Origin of the sequence: Nocardioides kongjuensis (assembly GCF_013409625.1) — a bacterium.
GTDB classification, from domain to species: Bacteria; Actinomycetota; Actinomycetes; order Propionibacteriales; family Nocardioidaceae; genus Nocardioides; species Nocardioides kongjuensis.
Genome location: NZ_JACCBF010000001.1, coordinates 2,538,370 through 2,554,134, shown reverse-complemented (window position 1 = coordinate 2,554,134; position 15,765 = coordinate 2,538,370). Strand labels below are relative to the sequence as shown.

The window sequence follows — 15,765 nt, the reverse complement described above, 5'->3', positions numbered from 1 at the left end:
CCGGAGCAGCACCTACTTTGGTCGGGGCGACTCGCGACGTGGGGTCGATGTGCGCGTCCGTCGGGTCGGGCAGGCTGGAGCCATGATCACCGTTGATCGACTCACCAAGACCTACGGCGCGTACACCGCCGTGGACGACGTCAGCTTCGTGTGCCAGCCCGGCCGCGTGACCGGCTTCCTCGGCCCCAACGGCGCGGGCAAGACCACCACCATGCGGGTCATGGTCGGCCTCACCCTCCCGACCCACGGCAGTGTCACCATCGGTGGCCTGCGCTACCACGACATCCCCAACCCCGGCCGCCACGTCGGGACCCTTCTCGACGCGTCGGCGCAGCACGTCGGCCGCACGGGCCGCGAGATCCTCACGATCGCCGCGAAGACCATGGGCCTGCCCGGGACCCGCGTCGACGAGATGCTCGCGCTCGTCGGGCTCAACGACGACGAGGCCGGGCGCCGCCTGCGCAACTACTCCCTCGGCATGAAGCAGCGCCTCGGCATCGCCCACGCGCTGCTCGGTGACCCGTCGGTCCTCATCCTCGACGAGCCCGCCAACGGCCTGGACCCGGCCGGCATCCGTTGGATGCGTGGCCTGCTCAAGGGGTACGCCGACCGTGGGGGCACGGTGCTGCTGTCCAGCCACCTGCTGCACGAGGTCGAGCAGATCGCCGACGAGATGATCCTCATCGGCCGCGGCAAGATCGTCGCCCAGGGAGACCGGGAGACGCTGCTGGCCGGCGCCAACGGCACGCCGGTCACCCTGGTCACCTCGCTCGACAACACCGCGCTCGGTGCCGCGCTGACCCACGCCGGCCACGCGGTCGAGCCGGCCGGGCCGGGTCTCAAGGTGCAGGCGAGCCCCGAGCAGGTCGGTCGTGCCGCCCTGGCGGCCGGCGTCGTCCTCACCGACCTCCGGTCCGGCGGTGCCGGCCTGGAGGACCTGTTCCTCGAGCTGACCTCGGCCGACGCCCGCGAGGCCGTCGCCGGCTTCGGCGCCCCGACCCCCGGAGGTATCCCCGCATGAGCACCACGACCGTCCCCACCCTGGACATCTCCGGCACGCCGCCCACCCCGCTGAGCCGCCTGGTCGGCGTGGAGATCCGCAAGGCGATCGACACCCGCGCCGGCTTCTGGTTCGCGACCTCGATCGTCGGGCTGGTCTCCGTCGTGCTGCTGATCTACACCCTCGTCGCGCCGGACGGGTCGAAGGACCTCGGCGACATGCTGCCCGTCGCCGGCGGAGTGCTCGGGTACTTCCTGCCGATCCTGATCATCATGCTGGTCACCAGCGAGCAGTCGCAGCGCAACGGACTGGTCACCTTCACCCTCGAACCGAAGCGCTCGCGGGTCGTGGCCGCCAAGTTCCTCGCCGGGATCAGCCTCGGCGGCGTGGTCATGGTCCTGGCCGCGCTGCTCGCCGTCGTGTTCACCGCCATCGGCGCAGCGACCGGCAGCTCGCCCGAGTGGTCCGTCGACGGCAACCTGCTGTTCAACGGCTTCGTGCTCGCCAACCTGATCGGCATCTTCGTCGGGTTCGCCATCGCGATGCTGCTGATGAACACCCCGGCCGGCATCGTCGTCTACTTCGCCTACAGCCTGATCCTCCCGATCGCCGCCGGCATCCTGAGCGCGCTCAGCTCCGGCTTCGAGAAGATCGCGCCCTGGATCGAGTTCAACACCGCCCAGGCGCCGCTGTTCACCGGCGACTACCAGCCGTCCGGCGAGGAGTGGGCGCAGTTCGCCACCGCCGGATTCCTGTGGCTGGTCGTCCCGCTGGTGCTGGGCACGATGCGGCTGCTGCGCATCGAGTTCAAGTAGCACCTCCCCGGCCCTTCACCGAAGGTTGCCGGACACGTCACCGTGGCGGAGCCTGCGCGTAGCGGGCTCCGCCACGGTTGTGTCCCGTGGGCAACGGCTACCTCCGCTTCGCCGCTCTCGGCGACAGCACCACCGTCGGCCTCGGCGACCCGCTGCCGGGCGGCGGCTGGCGGGGCTGGGCCCGGCTGCTGGTCGAGTCGCTGCAGGCGTCGTACGACGTCTCGTTCTGCAACGTCGCTCTCTCGGGGGCGACGGCTGCGGTCGTCCGGGAGCAGCAGCTCGACCAGGCACTCGCCCACCGGCCGGACCTCGCCTCCCTGCTCGTCGGCGTCAACGACACGCTCCGCTCCACGTGGGACCCCGATCGGCTGCACGCCGACCTGGACCACGTCGCCGGTGCACTGGTCGACGGCGGGGCCACGCTGCTGACCGTGCGCTGGCACGACCACGCCGCCCTGCTCGGCCTGCCCCGCGTGCTGGTGCGGCCGATGGCCGAGCGGATCACACGCGTCAACGAGGTCTACGACGACCTGCACGCGACCTACGGCGGCCTGCGACTCGACCTCGCCCTGATGCCCGAGGTGACCGACCGCACCTGCTGGTCGATCGACCGCTTCCACCCCTCCGAGCTGGGTCACCGGGCGCTGGCCCGGGCCTGGGCGGAGCGGCTGTGCGCGGCCGGCCTGGACTTCCCGCTGCCGAGCCTCGAGGCCGGTGGGGGCCGCGAGCCCAGCTGGCGTCGTGACGTGGCGTGGATGGTCACCGAGGGAGCGCCGTGGTTCGGCCGCCGGGCTCGTGACCTGGGTCCGTGGGCGGTGCGCAGAGCACTCGCCGCCGCTCGGTAGGTTGGGCCTCATGAGCACCCGCGAGGACGGCCGCGCCGACGACGAGCTGCGCCAGATCACGATCACCCGCAACTGGCTCGACCACCCGGCCGGCTCGGTGCTGGTCGAGTTCGGCAGGACCCGCGTGCTGTGCGCGGCCTCCGCGTCCGAGGGCGTGCCGCGCTGGCGCAAGGGCTCGGGCCTGGGCTGGGTCACCGCCGAGTACGCCATGCTCCCCGCCTCCACCAACACCCGCTCCGACCGCGAGTCGGTGAAGGGCCGCATCGGTGGCCGCACCCACGAGATCAGCCGCCTGATCGGGCGCTCGCTGCGCGCCGTCATCGACGACAAGGCGCTCGGCGAGAACACCATCCAGATCGACTGCGACGTCCTGCAGGCCGACGGCGGCACCCGCACCGCCGCCATCACCGGTGCCTACGTCGCCCTCGCCGACGCGTGCGCGAAGCTGCGGGTCCCCAAGGCGCTCACCGGATCGGTGGCCGCGGTCAGCGTCGGCATCATCGACGGCGTGCCGCGCCTCGACCTGCCGTACGTCGAGGACGTGCGTGCCGAGACCGACATGAACGTCGTGATGACCGGAGACGGGAAGTTCGTCGAGGTCCAGGGCACCGCCGAGGGCGCCGCCTTCGACCGCGCCGAGCTCGACGCGTTGCTCGCCCTCGCCGAGAAGGGCTGCGCCGACCTCACCCGGCTGCAGCGCGAGGCCCTGGGGTCGTGAAGGTCCTCGTCGCCTCCCGCAACGCCAAGAAGCTCGAGGAGATGCGCCGCATCCTCGCCGGGCACATGGGAGCCGTCGAGGTCGTCGGCCTCGACGACGTCGCCCCGTTCGACGAGCCGGTCGAGGACCAGCCCACCTTCGAGGGCAACGCGCTGCTCAAGGCCCGCGCCGGCGTCGCCGCCACCGGCCTGCCCACCCTCGCCGACGACTCCGGCCTGTGCGTCGACGCCCTCAACGGCATGCCCGGCGTGCTGTCCGCCCGCTGGTCCGGCCCGCCCAAGAGTGACGAGCGCAACAACGAGCTGCTGCTCGCCCAGCTCGCCGACGTGCCCGACGAGCGTCGCAGGGCGCACTTCGCGTGCGCCGTCGCCGTCGTGCACCCCGACGGCCGGGAGCTGGTCGTCGAGGGCCGGATGGACGGCCACGTGATCCGCGAGGTCCGCGGCGCCGGCGGCTTCGGCTACGACGTCCTCTTCGTCGCCGACGACCGCCCCGGGGTGACCACGGCCGAGCTGTCCCGTGCGGACAAGGACGCGATCTCCCACCGCGGCAAGGCGCTGCGGGAGGTCGCGCCGCTCGTGGCGCAGCTGCTGGGCTGAGCCGATCCTGGTCGGTGCCGAAGGCGGGACTCGAACCCGCACACCCGAAGGCACGGCATCCTAAGTGCCGCGTGTCTGCCAGTTCCACCACTCCGGCGTGAGCGGGACGAGTCTAGGGTGCGCCGCAGGCGCGTTCGTTGCAGCCTCAGGTGCGCCCGGGCAGGATCGGGGCATGCCGATCGAGCTCGACGCCCTCATCGCGACCTACGAGGACCTGCACCGCCACCCGGAGCTCGGCCGGCAGGAGCACCGCACGGCCGGCATCGTCGCCGAGCAGCTCCGCGCCCTCGGGTACGACGTCACGACCGGCGTCGGTGGCACGGGCGTGGTGGGCGTGCTGGAGCGGGGCCAGGGGAGCACGGTGCTGCTGCGCGCCGACATGGACGCGCTGCCGGTGCTCGAGGCGACCGGGCTGCCCTACGCCAGCACGGCGACCGCGACCAGTGCCGACGGCGAGACCGTGCCGGTGATGCACGCCTGCGGGCACGACATCCACACCACCTGCCTGCTCGGCGCCGCGGCCGCGTTGGCCGACGACGACGGCTGGCAGGGCCGGCTGCTGCTGGTCTTCCAGCCCGACGAGGAGGGCGGTGGCGGTGCGCAGGCCATGGTCGACGACGGCCTGTTCGAGCGGTTCGGTACGCCGGACGTGGTGCTCGGGCAGCACGTGGCGCCGGTCCCGGTGGGCGTTCTCGGTGTCCGCTCCGGTCCGGCGTTCGCGGCGTCCGACTCGCTGCGGATCACGTTGCACGGCGCCGGTGGGCACGGGTCGCGGCCGGAGGCCACCGTCGACCCGGTCGTGATGGGTGCCTCGCTCGTGCAGCGGCTGCAGACGGTCGTCTCGCGCGACGTCGCAGCCACCGACACCGTCGTGGTGACGGTCGGCTCCTTCCACGCGGGCGTCGCCCCGAACGTCATCCCCGACAACGCGGTGCTCGGGCTGAGCATCCGGACCACCGACGAGCGGGTCCGGGCGAGCGTGCTCGCCGCGGTCGAGCGGATGGTGCGGGCCGAGGCCCTCGCCGCCGGGGCGCCCAAGGAGCCGGAGATCGAGGTGCGCGACTCCTTCCCGCCGGTCGTCAACGATGCGGCGGCCTGCGAGCAGGTCCGCGAGGCGTTCACCGACGCGGCGCGCTGGATCGTCGTCGACCCCGGGCCGGTCACCGGCAGCGAGGACGTCGGGGTCCTGGCCGAGGCCGCGGGGGCGCCGTGCGCGTACTGGCTGCTCGGTGGCGCCGACCCGGCGCTGTTCGAGGGCGCCACGACGATCGAGGAGATCCGCAACGTCGTCGCGGACCTGCCGTCGAACCACTCGCCGCGCTACGCCCCGCTCGCCGGCCCGACGCTGGAGTCCGGCGTGGCCGCGCTGGTGACTGCCGCGCGGGCCTGGCTCGCCTGAGCCTCCTCGGACCGCGTCACGGCGCTCGCACAGGCGTAGACGCACGTCAGCGCGACGAACGGCCAGACGGCGCCGAGCACGACCGACGGCACGGTGTTGAGCACGACGAACGGCACCGGCACCACGACGAACAGAAGGGCGGCGACGACCGCGCCGGTCGTCGTGAGCAGCAGCAGCCCGAGCGCCAGCACCGGCACCAGGGTGCCGAACGAGTGCCGGACCAGCCGGATGCTGCGGGGGAGTCCGCCGAACCCGCGGGCCCGTTCGAGCACCACGACCGGCACCAGCAGCACTCCTGCGGTGAGGACCACGAGGGCCAGTGGCGCGAGCACGATCGAGGTCGTCAGGCCGACCACGAGCAGGGCCGTGACGAGCACCGCGGGCAGGCCGGCGAGGAGACGCCGCACGCTGGCGCCGTACGCCGCCCGCAGGTCCACCCGCGTCCCGACACCCTCGTCGTCGAGCACCTGCACCACCAGGGCCAGCGCACCCGCGGACACAGGCAGCGACAGCACGCCCAGCAGCACGGCCGCACCGCCGACCCAGCCCGGGACCGGGCTCGACACGGCGACGCCCTGCAGCACCGCTGCGAGCACGTTGAGCAGCGCCGGCGGTGCCATCGCCAGCGCGAACACGGCCGGCCGCTCCCGCAGCACGGCGAGCGACGCGGCGACCACCTGGCCGCTGGATCGGCGGACCCGCAGCGGCAGCGCGGTCGTCGCCCACGACGTGCGGCGCACCAGCCAGCCCACCCCGAGCAGCGCAGCCACCAGCACCACCAGCCCGCGCCACGGGTCGTCGACGTACCCACGGAACAGGTCGCTGCCCCTGCCGACCAGGTCGCAGTAGGTCTCGGCCACCGCGCTGCTGCTGGCGCCGGCACCCGGCACCTCGATCGAGGAGTCACGGGCCTTGGCCGACCACGAGAACGGCTTCGCCCACGCCTGCTTGCGGTTCGGGCCGGTCGGACCGGTGTAGAACCGCTTCGGGCCGACCTCGCCGTAGTGGCCCTCGTAGGTGATCCACGGGTACGCCGCCCGGGCCAGTCCCGGGTCCGAGGGGATCGAGCGCACCTCGGCCCGAACGGCGTCGTGCTCGCCGGCCGTGGTGTCGCAGCCGAACCCCGTGGTGGCGGTGTTGCCCATGAACACGCCGGCGGAGAACTGGTTGGCGTGCGAACCGGCCGAGACGTAGACGACCGGGTGCGTGGCGTCGTCGACCTCGAGCTTGTCGTCTCCCCAGTCCGCCTTCTCCGACCCGTAGTGCTGGGAGTAGACGACCAGGTCCGGGTCGAGCCCCTCGGCCAGTGCTGTCGTGGCGTCGGGCGCCGCGAACTCGAGCTGGATCCGCTCCCAGTCGGTCTCGTGCAAGTTGTTGTAGTCGTTGAACGCGTAGAAGAAGAAGTACTGCAGCGCGAACCGGTCCGCGACGCCCTTCTGGGTCGCGACGTGGGCGTAGATCGTCGGCTTCGTCCCGCGCCACTGCCGCTTGGCCCAGCGCTCGTAGTCGCAGCCGGGCGTGAGCGGGTTGCCGGGCAGGTCGAGCTCGTAGCCCGGCAGGCCGGCCGACACGTCCTCGGCGGACGGGCCGACCTCGACCAGGTCGCGCGAGGTCCACGGGCCGCGCAGCGCCACGGTCGGGTTGTCGAAGAGCACCTCGACGGCGCTGGGGGAGTAGGGCTCGCCGGGACCGCAGCCGTGGTCCTGGCGCACCAGCATCAGGACCGGCGCGAACCTGTCGGCCAGGGCCTGCTCGGCGGCGACGCCGGGATCCCCGCCGGGATCGCCGCCGGGATCGCCGTCGGCCTGCGCGGGCGCCGCGGCCAGCAGCAGGGCGACGAGGGGCGCGGCCAGCAGGCAGCGGAGCAACCGCCGACCGCGCGGCCTCACCTCAGTCCGTCCAGGTCCAGGCGGTGAGGATGTCGTCGAACTTGGTCAGCACGTCGTCGTCGCCGTCCTTGAGCGAGACGGTGATCGAGTACGCCGTGTCGCCGTTGATGACCAGGTAGGACCGCTGCGCGACGTCGATGCCGTTCTCGTTGGTGCGGCTGATGTCGACACCGAGGGCGGTCTGGCCGCCGATGGTCCGGTCGTCGATGTCGGTGGTGGTCGCGGTGTCGTCGTCGGAGACCAGTGCGGTCTTCCAGTCGTCGGAGAGGTCGGCGGGGTCGGTGCTGCCGTAGGACGACTGCGTCTCCACGATCACGTTGCCGCGCGCGGTGTTGAAGGTCGAGCCCCAGATGAACACCCGGTCGAGCGTGCTCAGGCCGGGGTTCTGCGCGCTGAAGTCCTCGGTGCCGTCGATCCAACCGGAGGGCAGCTCGGTCTCGTAGCCGGTGCCGGTGGCGGTGTTGCCGCTGCCCTTCGAGTTGTCGGTGGGCTCGTCACTGGAGTCCGTGGCGTCGCTGGTGGCCTCGGTCGTCCTGCTCGACGGGTCGTCGGCCTTCTTGTCCCCGCCGCTGTTGGCGACCGCGATGATGCCGATGATGCCGGCCACGATGATGACCAGTGCAACGGCGATCGCGCCGACGACGAAGCCGGTGCCGGACTTCTTCGGCGGCGTGGGCTGGCTCCAGGACGCCTGTGCCGGGGCGCCGTACGACGGCTGGACCGGCTGGTGCGGCGGCGACACGATCGGCTGGTGCGAGACCGGGGCCGCGAAGGGCTGCTGGACCGGCGAGGTGATCGGCGAGGTGAGCGGCGGCTGGCTGGGCGCGGTGCCACCGGGGCCGTGGCTCGGCGGGGCCGCCGTACCTGCGTCGGGGTCGAGCCCGTCGACGAGCGACTCGGGGACCTTGCCCAGCGCGAAGCCCAGGACCGCGATCGCCCACTGGCAGCCCCGGACGTCGGCGCTGCCGCGGTCGCGGGCCAGGCGCTGGCCGGCGGACTCGACGGCGTCGGCCGGCCGGGCACCGCTGTCGAGCATGGTGACCAGGCCGTCGAGCGCGCCGAGCCGGACCGCGTCGGTGAGCAGGTTGATGGTGCCGCTGGACGCCTGTCCCTCGTCGAGGTAGTCGTCGAGGGAACCACGGAACGCGGTCGCGTCGCGGAACAGCGCGGTGCCGTGGTCGCGGGCGAGCTCGGCGAGCGACTGGTGCAGCTTCATCGGGAGTCCTTCAGGTACAGGCAGGTCCGGGCCGGTCAGCCGGGTGCGGGATGGATCAGGCGGGCGGGACGGGGAGCCCGAGGTCGCGGCGCAGCTTGGCGACGTGCCCGGTGGCCTTGACGTTGTGCTGGGCCAGCTCGACGGTGCCGTCGGTGTCGATCACGAAGGTCGAGCGGATCACGCCCTCGACGAGCTTGCCGTAGAGCTTCTTCTCGCCGTACGCGCCGTAGGCACGGTGCACCGCCAGCTCCGGGTCGGCGAGCAGCGTGATGGTGAGGCCGTCGCGCTCGCGGAACTTCGCCAGCTTGGTCGTGGTGTCCTTCGAGATGCCGACGACCGTGTACCCGGCGGCCTGCAGGGCGTCGAGGGAGTCGGTGAAGTCGCACGCCTGCTTGGTGCACCCGGGGGTCATCGCGGCCGGGTAGAAGTAGACGATCACCTTCTTGCCCTGCTCGAGGAGGTCGTAGAGGTCGACCTCGCCACCCTGGTCGGAGGCGAGGGAGAAGTCCGGGGCGCGGTCTCCTGCTGCCAGCCTGGCCTGGTCGCTCATGAGGGTTCTCCTGATGCCGTGATGCTGTTGCAAACAGCATGCAATAAGGTGGTTCGTGCTCGTGACCATCTAACTACCCCGGTGTCGGTCGACCGAACACCGGATCGAGTGGAGGATCACCCATGCACGTCCCCGACGGCTTCCTCGACGCCCCGACCTCGGTCGCGACCGGCGTCGTCGCCGCGGCCGGCGTCGGCATCGCGCTGCGCCGGGCCCGCGCCGAGCTCGACGACCGCACCGCACCGATGGCCGGCCTCGTGGCCGCCTTCGTGTTCGCAGGCCAGATGATCAACTTCCCGGTCGGCGCCGGCACCAGCGGCCACCTCCTCGGCGGTGCCCTCGCCGCGGTCCTGGTCGGGCCGTGGACCGGGGCGCTGTGCATCAGCGTGGTGCTGCTCGTGCAGGGCCTGTTCATGGCCGACGGCGGCCTGACCGCGCTCGGCACCAACATCACCCTGATGGGCCTGGTCGGCGTCTTCGTCGGCTACGGCGCCTTCCGGCTCGTGCTCGCCCTGCTCCCCACGAAGGTCGCTTCGGTGCCGGTCGCCGCGGGGTTCGGCGCCCTCGTCTCCGTCCCCGTCGCGGCCACCGCGTTCAGCGTGCTGTTCGCGATCGGCGGCACGGCCGACATCGCCGCCGGCAAGGTGTTCGCCGCCATGGTCGGCTGGCACACCGTGATCGGCATCGGCGAGGCCGTCATCACCGGCCTGGTCGTCAGTGCCGTCGTCGCGTCGCGTCCCGACCTCGTCCACGGCGCGCGCGGGCTCGCCGGGCGTCGTCCGCTGCTCGACCAGGAGGTCCCCGCATGAGCGCCACGAAGAACCGTCGCTTCCTCCTGGTCGGCCTGTTCGTCGCCCTCCTGGTCGCGGGGGTCGGCAGCTACTACGCCAGCAGCCACCCCGACGGCCTGGAGTACGTCGCCCACCAGACCGGCTTCATCGACTCCGCGAAGCAGCCGGTCGACACCGGCAGCCCGTTCGCAGACTACGAGACCTCGGGCGTCGACGACCCGCGGTTGAGCGGGGGCATCGCCGGCGTGGCCGGCGTCGGCCTCACCCTCCTCATCGGTGGCGGCCTGTTCTGGGTGCTGCGCCGGCGCACGCCGGCCGAGCAGCAGGACTGAAGGACCGAGGGCGGAGCGATGGGCGCGGGCCACGGCCACCGGCTGCACTTCCACGGGCACTCCGTGGTCCACCGCGCCCCGGCGCACCTCAAGATCCTGCTGCTGCTCGGCTTCGTGCTGACCGTCGTCGCCACGCCGCGCGAGTGGTACCCCGTCTTCGGCGGCTACCTCGCCCTGCTGCTGGGTGCGGTGCTGCTGGCGCGGGTGCCGCTGACCTACCTGCTGCCACGGATGGTCGTCGAGGTCCCGTTCCTGGTCTTCGCCGCGCTGATGCCGCTGGTCGCGGAGGGCCCGCGGGTCGCCGTGCCCCTCGGGGGGTGGGAGGTCTCCCTCTCCGAGTCGGGCCTGCTGGCGGCCTGGGGACTGGTGGCCAAGGGCACGCTCGGCGTGCTGGCCTCGCTCACCCTGGCCGCGACCACCGAGCCGGCGGACGTGCTGCGCGGCCTGCAGCGGCTGCGCATGCCCGACCTGATCGTGCAGATCATGGGCTTCATGATCCGCTACCTCGACGTCGTCACCGGCGACCTCGGGCGGATGCTCACCGCGATGCGCTCGCGCGGCGTCGACCCGCGCTCGCCGCGGCACTGGCCCGCACTGGCGCGTACGCTCGGCGCGCTGTTCGTGAGGTCCTACGAGAGGGGTGAGCGGGTGCACCTGGCGATGCTGTCGCGCGGGTACGACGGAAGGCTCCCGGAGGCTGTGCGGTGACCCCGGTCCTCGACGTCCAGCGGCTCGCGTTCGCCTACCCCGACGGTCACCAGGCGCTGTTCGGGGTCGACCTCCACGTCCACCAGGGGGAGCGGGTCGCGCTGCTCGGGCCCAACGGCGCCGGCAAGACCACGCTCGTGCTCCACCTCAACGGCATCCTGTCCGGCGAGACCGGCCACGGCCAGGGCAGCGTCGCGGTCAGCGGCCTGCCCGTCACGAAGAAGAACCTGAGCGAGATCCGGCGGCGGGTGGGGATCGTCTTCCAGGACCCCGACGACCAGCTGTTCATGGGCTCGGTGCGCGCCGACGTCGCCTTCGGCCCGGCCAACCTCGGTCTCAAGGGCGCCGCGCTCGACAAGCGGGTGATGGAGGCGCTCGAGCAGGTCGGGATGGCCGACTTCGCCGACCGGCCGCCCCACCACCTCTCGTTCGGCCAGCGCCGCCGGGTCGCGGTCGCGACCGTGCTGGCGATGGAGCCGGAGATCCTGGTGCTCGACGAGCCCAGCTCCAACCTCGACCCGGCCTCCCGCCGCGAGCTCGCCGACATCCTGCGCAGCCTCGACGTGACGTTGCTGATGGTGACCCACGACCTGCCCTACGCGCTCGAGCTGTGCCCCCGCTCGGTGGTGCTCAGCGACGGCCGGGTGGTGGCCGACGGGACGACGTACGACGTGCTCACCGACGACGCCCTCATGCACGCCCACCGGCTGGAACTCCCCTGGGGGTTCGACCCCCGCTCCATCGGCATTGATAGCCTGCCCGGGTGAGTGAGACTCCCTCTGACATCGAGCGCGAGATCGAGGAGGCCCGTGAGCGCCTCGCGGGCACGATCGACCAGCTGCTGTACCGCTCGCACCCCAAGACCATCGTGAGCCGCGAGATCGCCCAGGTGAAGGCGTACTACGTCGACGCCGCGACCGGGGAGCCGCGCACCGACAACATCCTCAAGACGGTCGGTGGCGTCGTCGGCGTGATCGCGCTGTTCGCCGTGCTGCGCAAGATCACCCACTGATCCTGCCCAGGTGAGCACGCCCGTGTCCGACAAGACCCCCATCAAGATGCTGCACGACCGCATCCTGTGCGAGGCCGACAGCGAGGCCGGCGAGCGCCGGTCCTCCGGCGGCATCGTCATCCCCGCGACCGCGGCGATGGGCGCCCGGCGCCTGGCCTGGTCCCGCGTGGTCGCGGTCGGCCCGCACTGCCGCGCCGTCGTCGCGGGTGACAAGGTCCTCTACGACCCCGAGGACAAGGCCGAGGTCGAGGTCTCCGGCGAGGTGTACGTCGTCATGCGCGAGCGCGACATCCACGCCGTCGCCGCCGAGCGGCTCGCCGACGAGGCCGCCGGCCTCTACCTGTGAGCCCTCGGCACGAGGCTCTCGCTGGTTCCCTAGGCTCGGGGGCATGTCCGTCGAGGTGGAGAAGCGCGGTCCCGTCACCGTCGTCACGCTGTCCCGGCCCGAGGTGCGCAACGCGGTCGACGCCGAGCACGCGCGGCTGCTGACCGAGGCGTTCGCGGCGTTCGACGCCGACGAGAGCGCCTCGGTCGCGATCCTGTACGGGGCGGGCGGGGTCTTCTGCGCCGGCGCCGACCTCAAGGCCGTGTCCGAGGGCCGCGTCGACGTCGGCGCCCCCGGCGACGGACCGGACTCCGGTCCCGCCGGCATGGGACCGACCCGGATGCTGCTGTCGAAGCCGGTGATCGCCGCCGTCGAGGGGTACGCCGTCGCGGGCGGTCTCGAGCTCGCGCTGTGGTGCGACCTGCGCGTCGCCGACCCGGGTGCCGCGTTCGGCGTCTTCTGCCGGCGCTGGGGCGTGCCGCTCATCGACGGCGGCACCATCCGCCTGCCGCGCCTGATCGGTCACTCGCACGCCCTCGACCTGATCCTCACCGGCCGCGAGGTCGGGGCCGAGGAGGCGCTGCGGATGGGGCTGGCCAACCGCGTCTCGGCCCCCGGCGAGGTGCTGGCCGAGGCCCTGGCCCTGGCCGATCAGCTCGCCGCGTTCCCGCAGACCTGCCTGCGCGAGGACCGGCTGTCGTCGTACGGACAGCACGGGCTGGACCTCGACGACGCCCTGGCTCTGGAGTGGAAACACGGTCTGCGCTCGCTCAGCGCGGATACCCTCGCGGGGGCGACGCGCTTCGCCGGCGGAGCAGGCCGGCACGGCACGTTCGACGACTGACCGAGCGCGACAGGGGACAGGGGGACAGCGGTGGCGAACGGCCCGGGACGGGACCAGCGCGGACCGATGGAGCGACTGGTGCGGATCGCCGCCATGTTGCAGGCGAACCCGCAGCAGGGGGTGAGCGCCGAGAGGCTCAACGCCGTGGCCGGCTTCCCGGACACGCCCGGCCACGACCAGCTGAAGCGGGAGATCCGGCACCTCGAGCACCAGGGCTGGCGGATCGAGAACATCGCGCCGCCCGGGCAGCCGGCCCGGTACCGGATGACCACCGTCGACAACCGGCTGCGGGTGCGTCTCTCGCTCGGTCAGCAGGCGGCACTGCGGCGCGCGATGCTGCTCGCCGACGACGGCGACCTGGTGCAGCGGCTCGGCCTCGCCGCCGCGACCGGTGGAGGTGAGGCCACGGGAGCCACGATCCAGCTCCCCGTCCCCGACTCGCTGCGCCTCGTGGTCGACGCGGTGCGCGACCAGCGACTGCTCCGGTTCGGCTACAAGGGCGTCGAACGCGTCGTGCACCCCGAGTCGGTCCGCACCGAGAACGGCGTGTGGTACCTGCGGGGCATCGAGGACGCCGACCTCGCCGAGGGACCGCTGAAGACCTTCGTCGTCTCCCGGATGCTCGACGTCGACGTCGACGACCCGGCGTCGGCGCGCGCCGTACCGCCGACGCGGCACGTCGGCCTGCACCCGATGTCGTGGGAGATCGACCCGCCCGTCGAGGTGACGTTGCGGGCAGCGGCCGGCTTCGAGCCCGACGTGCGCCGCTGGCTCGGCGAGCCGGTCGGGGTCGAGGCCGACGGCGACGACGTGCTGCTGCGCTACCGGGTCACCCACCGCGCGGCCCTGCACGCCCGCCTGGTCGAGCTCGACGACCGGGTCCGGATCGAGGGACCGGCCCAGGCCCGCAAGGACCTGGTGGCCTTCTTGGAGGCCGCGCGCGGCGAGGAGGTCCCGGCATGAGCAACGTCCCGAGGTACGTCAGCAGGATCGCCCGCCTGCCCGAGGTGTTCGCGCGCCTCGCCGCCCACCCCGACGGGGTCTCGCTGCCCGACCTGGCGGCGGAGTTCGACACGACCGAGGCCGAGCTGCGCGAGGACCTGCTGGCCTTCTACACCGCCGACGTCGGCGGCGTGTGGGGGCTCTCGCGGCCCGAGGTGCTGGAGTTCCTCGGTCCGGACGGCATCACGCAGGACCCCGGCACGGCCGACGTGGTCCGGCTGGTCTCGGAGAGCCCGATCGACCTCGGCGTCGAGTACGTCGACGCCGGCGAGCTCGGCCGGGTCCACGCCGCCGCACAGGCGCTGCTCGACATCGAGCCCGACAACGCCGAGCTCGCCGAGGCGCTCGACGTCCTCGCGGAGACGATGTTCGGCAGGGCAGCCGGTGACGACGGCGGTGAGGTCAGCGAGGACGGCGGCGAGGACGGCGGCGAGGACGGCGGCGAGGCGCCGCAGGTCGCCGCCTGGAACCGGCTGCTCCCGGAGCTGCGCCACGCCCAGGACGAGCGGCGGGCCGTGCGGATCGTCTACTCCCGGGCCTGGGAGCCGGGCGTCACCGAGCGCGAGATCGAGCCGTACCGCCTGGTGCAGACCCGCCGCGGCTGGGAGGTCGACGCCGGGCCCGTCGACGACCGGGGCCGGATCCGCACCTACCTGCTGTCCAACATCCGCTCGGTCGACGTGCTCGACCGGACCTTCGTCGTCCCCGACGACCTCGCCGACCACCTGGCCCGACAGCGCGCCACCACCCGGGTGCGGGTGCTGCTGCCCCAGCACGCCCGCTGGGTCGCGGACTTCTACGCCGAGCAGGTCACCTTCGTCGAGGACGACGAGCGCGACGTCGTCGTCGACCTCGATCTGCTCCCGCCGGTGGAGGACCGCGTCGGCCGGCTGCTGCTCACCGCCGGCCCCGCCGCCACGGTCCTCGACCCGCCCGCGCTCGACACGGCCGGCGTGGTGCTCGCGGAGGAGCTGTTGCTGCACCACACGAGGTGACGGCGCTCAGCCGCGCTCGACGTGCTCCTTGAGCTGGCGCAGCACGTTCGTCCAGTTCTCCCGCGACGGGGCTTCCTGCTCGCCGTCGGTCAGGGACTGCTCGACGGTGACGTCGGTGCGGTCGCCGTCGTCCTGCAGCGTCCAGGTGACGTGGTGGTAGCTCTCGGGGCGGTCCGGCTTGCCGGTGAGCGGGCTGTAGTGCGTGACGACGAGGCGCCGCTCGGGCTCGACCTCCACCACCTCGCCCCTGTCCGCGAACGGTCGGCCCTCGTACTCGCCGCGCCAGGTGATCGGGGTGCCGGGCTCCCAGGTGGTGTCGACCTCGGCGCCGAAGAGGTAGGCGCGGATCTGCTCCGGCTCGGTGAGCGCCCGCCAGACCTGGGCGGGCGAGGCGGAGACCTGGACGTGGGCGGTTGCGGTCGTGGTGTCCATGGTCCCGCGATACCCGGCACGCGTGCCGGCATCCGGACCCGACCGGCGTGCGAGTAGCGTGGACACCGCAGCTCAGGACGCGGGCTGCGCCGGGGGTCGCTCGACCCCGCAGCGCAGCAGGAGCCCGCATGTCCGAGCAGGTCCACGTCCAGGTCACCGTCGACGGCCCACCGGTCCCCGGGTTGGTGCTCAAGTGGGACAGCCAGCGCCTCAAGGCCCTGGTCACCTACGAGTCCGAGGGACACGTCCAGACGCAGTGGTTCCCGTCCGAGCAGGTGCTCCAGCCCGACTGA

General features: G+C 72.7%; 20 protein-coding genes and 1 tRNA gene. 16 read left to right on the top strand and 5 right to left on the bottom strand.

Annotated elements, in window-relative coordinates:
• Window positions 1-82: 82 nt before the first annotated feature.
• From BJ958_RS12290 to rdgB, 5 genes are all read left to right on the top strand, one after another.
• A complete protein-coding gene (locus BJ958_RS12290) occupies window positions 83-1,021 on the top strand; it encodes an ABC transporter ATP-binding protein (protein WP_179727089.1) in 939 nt (312 codons plus the stop codon).
• Window positions 1,018-1,815 (top strand): ABC-2 transporter permease, encoded by a 798-nt coding sequence (locus BJ958_RS12285; protein ID WP_179727088.1) that lies wholly within the window; start codon window positions 1,018-1,020, stop codon window positions 1,813-1,815. Before BJ958_RS12290 ends, BJ958_RS12285 begins: the two co-directional genes overlap by 4 nt.
• A gap of 86 nt (window positions 1,816-1,901) precedes the next feature.
• Entirely contained in the window at window positions 1,902-2,660 is a 759-nt protein-coding gene (locus BJ958_RS12280; protein WP_179727087.1) for a GDSL-type esterase/lipase family protein, read from the top strand.
• 10 nt (window positions 2,661-2,670) lie between these two features.
• Window positions 2,671-3,378, top strand: a complete 708-nt coding sequence (rph, locus tag BJ958_RS12275) for a ribonuclease PH (RefSeq protein ID WP_179727086.1) — start codon at window positions 2,671-2,673, stop codon at window positions 3,376-3,378.
• Entirely contained in the window at window positions 3,375-3,977 is a 603-nt protein-coding gene (rdgB, locus tag BJ958_RS12270; RefSeq protein WP_273520655.1) for an RdgB/HAM1 family non-canonical purine NTP pyrophosphatase, read from the top strand. The genes rph and rdgB overlap by 4 nt, the downstream gene beginning before the upstream one ends.
• Window positions 3,978-3,992: 15 nt before the next feature.
• Here the strand turns inward: rdgB and BJ958_RS12265 are convergent.
• Window positions 3,993-4,074: transfer RNA gene (locus BJ958_RS12265), tRNA-Leu, on the bottom strand.
• 75 nt (window positions 4,075-4,149) lie between these two features.
• Here BJ958_RS12265 and BJ958_RS12260 point away from each other — a divergent pair.
• Window positions 4,150-5,376 carry an amidohydrolase gene (locus BJ958_RS12260; protein WP_179727085.1) on the top strand — a complete coding sequence of 409 codons (1,227 nt, stop codon included), beginning with the start codon at window positions 4,150-4,152 and terminating at the stop codon, window positions 5,374-5,376.
• Here BJ958_RS12260 and BJ958_RS12255 read toward each other — a convergent pair.
• Genes BJ958_RS12255 through bcp form a run of 3 tightly spaced genes read right to left on the bottom strand, consistent with a single transcriptional unit; the run spans window position 5,298 to window position 9,031 of the window.
• Window positions 5,298-7,265, bottom strand: coding sequence for a hypothetical protein (locus BJ958_RS12255; RefSeq protein WP_179727084.1), 1,968 nt, complete (start codon window positions 7,263-7,265; stop codon window positions 5,298-5,300). The genes BJ958_RS12260 and BJ958_RS12255 overlap by 79 nt on opposite strands.
• 1 nt (window position 7,266) lies before the next feature.
• Window positions 7,267-8,481 carry a hypothetical protein gene (locus BJ958_RS12250; protein WP_179727083.1) on the bottom strand — a complete coding sequence of 405 codons (1,215 nt, stop codon included), beginning with the start codon at window positions 8,479-8,481 and terminating at the stop codon, window positions 7,267-7,269.
• 55 nt (window positions 8,482-8,536) lie between these two features.
• Window positions 8,537-9,031: a thioredoxin-dependent thiol peroxidase gene (gene bcp / locus BJ958_RS12245; RefSeq protein WP_179727082.1), complete on the bottom strand. Its 495-nt coding sequence runs from the start codon at window positions 9,029-9,031 to the stop codon at window positions 8,537-8,539.
• Between the two features lie 122 nt (window positions 9,032-9,153).
• Between bcp and BJ958_RS12240 the strand changes: the two genes are divergently transcribed.
• The 9 genes from BJ958_RS12240 to BJ958_RS12200 are packed head-to-tail and all read left to right on the top strand — an operon-like array spanning window position 9,154 to window position 15,040.
• Entirely contained in the window at window positions 9,154-9,840 is a 687-nt protein-coding gene (locus BJ958_RS12240) for an energy-coupling factor ABC transporter permease (protein ID WP_179727081.1), read from the top strand.
• Complete coding sequence (locus BJ958_RS12235; RefSeq protein ID WP_179727080.1) at window positions 9,837-10,154, top strand: PDGLE domain-containing protein; 318 nt, start codon at window positions 9,837-9,839, stop codon at window positions 10,152-10,154. The genes BJ958_RS12240 and BJ958_RS12235 overlap by 4 nt, the downstream gene beginning before the upstream one ends.
• 18 nt (window positions 10,155-10,172) lie before the next feature.
• On the top strand, window positions 10,173-10,862 hold the full coding sequence (gene cbiQ, locus BJ958_RS12230) for a cobalt ECF transporter T component CbiQ (RefSeq protein ID WP_179727079.1): 690 nt from the start codon (window positions 10,173-10,175) through the stop codon (window positions 10,860-10,862).
• Window positions 10,859-11,629, top strand: a complete 771-nt coding sequence (locus BJ958_RS12225) for an ATP-binding cassette domain-containing protein (RefSeq protein ID WP_179727078.1) — start codon at window positions 10,859-10,861, stop codon at window positions 11,627-11,629. The genes cbiQ and BJ958_RS12225 overlap by 4 nt, the downstream gene beginning before the upstream one ends.
• Window positions 11,626-11,874, top strand: coding sequence for a DUF3618 domain-containing protein (locus BJ958_RS12220; RefSeq protein WP_179727077.1), 249 nt, complete (start codon window positions 11,626-11,628; stop codon window positions 11,872-11,874). The genes BJ958_RS12225 and BJ958_RS12220 overlap by 4 nt, the downstream gene beginning before the upstream one ends.
• A gap of 46 nt (window positions 11,875-11,920) precedes the next feature.
• Complete coding sequence (locus tag BJ958_RS12215) at window positions 11,921-12,220, top strand: GroES family chaperonin (protein WP_179730142.1); 300 nt, start codon at window positions 11,921-11,923, stop codon at window positions 12,218-12,220.
• Window positions 12,221-12,263: 43 nt separating this feature from the next.
• Window positions 12,264-13,043 carry a crotonase/enoyl-CoA hydratase family protein gene (locus tag BJ958_RS12210; RefSeq protein WP_179727076.1) on the top strand — a complete coding sequence of 260 codons (780 nt, stop codon included), beginning with the start codon at window positions 12,264-12,266 and terminating at the stop codon, window positions 13,041-13,043.
• 30 nt (window positions 13,044-13,073) lie between these two features.
• Entirely contained in the window at window positions 13,074-14,006 is a 933-nt protein-coding gene (locus BJ958_RS12205) for a WYL domain-containing protein (RefSeq protein ID WP_179727075.1), read from the top strand.
• On the top strand, window positions 14,003-15,040 hold the full coding sequence (locus BJ958_RS12200; protein ID WP_179727074.1) for a helix-turn-helix transcriptional regulator: 1,038 nt from the start codon (window positions 14,003-14,005) through the stop codon (window positions 15,038-15,040). The genes BJ958_RS12205 and BJ958_RS12200 overlap by 4 nt, the downstream gene beginning before the upstream one ends.
• Before the next feature lie 6 nt (window positions 15,041-15,046).
• On the opposite strand, the gene BJ958_RS12195 is transcribed toward BJ958_RS12200, so the two are convergent.
• Window positions 15,047-15,472: an SRPBCC family protein gene (locus BJ958_RS12195; RefSeq protein WP_179727073.1), complete on the bottom strand. Its 426-nt coding sequence runs from the start codon at window positions 15,470-15,472 to the stop codon at window positions 15,047-15,049.
• A gap of 128 nt (window positions 15,473-15,600) precedes the next feature.
• On the opposite strand from BJ958_RS12195, the gene BJ958_RS12190 reads away from it, so the two are divergent.
• The gene (locus BJ958_RS12190; RefSeq protein WP_179727072.1) at window positions 15,601-15,765 is read left to right on the top strand and encodes a hypothetical protein; all 165 of its coding nucleotides are present in this window, start codon (window positions 15,601-15,603) and stop codon (window positions 15,763-15,765) included.

Bases quoted from the DNA above. Each gene is read 5' to 3' on its own strand.
- BJ958_RS12200 (WP_179727074.1), top strand. From the start codon at position 14,003: ATGAGCAACGTCCCGAGGTACGTCAGCAGGATCGCCCGCCTGCCCGAG.
- rph (WP_179727086.1), top strand. From the start codon at position 2,671: ATGAGCACCCGCGAGGACGGCCGCGCCGACGACGAGCTGCGCCAGATC.
- BJ958_RS12250 (WP_179727083.1), bottom strand. From the start codon at position 8,481: ATGAAGCTGCACCAGTCGCTCGCCGAGCTCGCCCGCGACCACGGCACC.
- BJ958_RS12290 (WP_179727089.1), top strand. From the start codon at position 83: ATGATCACCGTTGATCGACTCACCAAGACCTACGGCGCGTACACCGCC.
- BJ958_RS12285 (WP_179727088.1), top strand. From the start codon at position 1,018: ATGAGCACCACGACCGTCCCCACCCTGGACATCTCCGGCACGCCGCCC.
- BJ958_RS12190 (WP_179727072.1), top strand. From the start codon at position 15,601: ATGTCCGAGCAGGTCCACGTCCAGGTCACCGTCGACGGCCCACCGGTC.
- cbiQ (WP_179727079.1), top strand. From the start codon at position 10,173: ATGGGCGCGGGCCACGGCCACCGGCTGCACTTCCACGGGCACTCCGTG.
- bcp (WP_179727082.1), bottom strand. From the start codon at position 9,031: ATGAGCGACCAGGCCAGGCTGGCAGCAGGAGACCGCGCCCCGGACTTC.
- BJ958_RS12215 (WP_179730142.1), top strand. From the start codon at position 11,921: ATGCTGCACGACCGCATCCTGTGCGAGGCCGACAGCGAGGCCGGCGAG.
- BJ958_RS12195 (WP_179727073.1), bottom strand. From the start codon at position 15,472: ATGGACACCACGACCGCAACCGCCCACGTCCAGGTCTCCGCCTCGCCC.
- BJ958_RS12235 (WP_179727080.1), top strand. From the start codon at position 9,837: ATGAGCGCCACGAAGAACCGTCGCTTCCTCCTGGTCGGCCTGTTCGTC.
- BJ958_RS12210 (WP_179727076.1), top strand. From the start codon at position 12,264: ATGTCCGTCGAGGTGGAGAAGCGCGGTCCCGTCACCGTCGTCACGCTG.
- BJ958_RS12260 (WP_179727085.1), top strand. From the start codon at position 4,150: ATGCCGATCGAGCTCGACGCCCTCATCGCGACCTACGAGGACCTGCAC.
- BJ958_RS12240 (WP_179727081.1), top strand. From the start codon at position 9,154: ATGCACGTCCCCGACGGCTTCCTCGACGCCCCGACCTCGGTCGCGACC.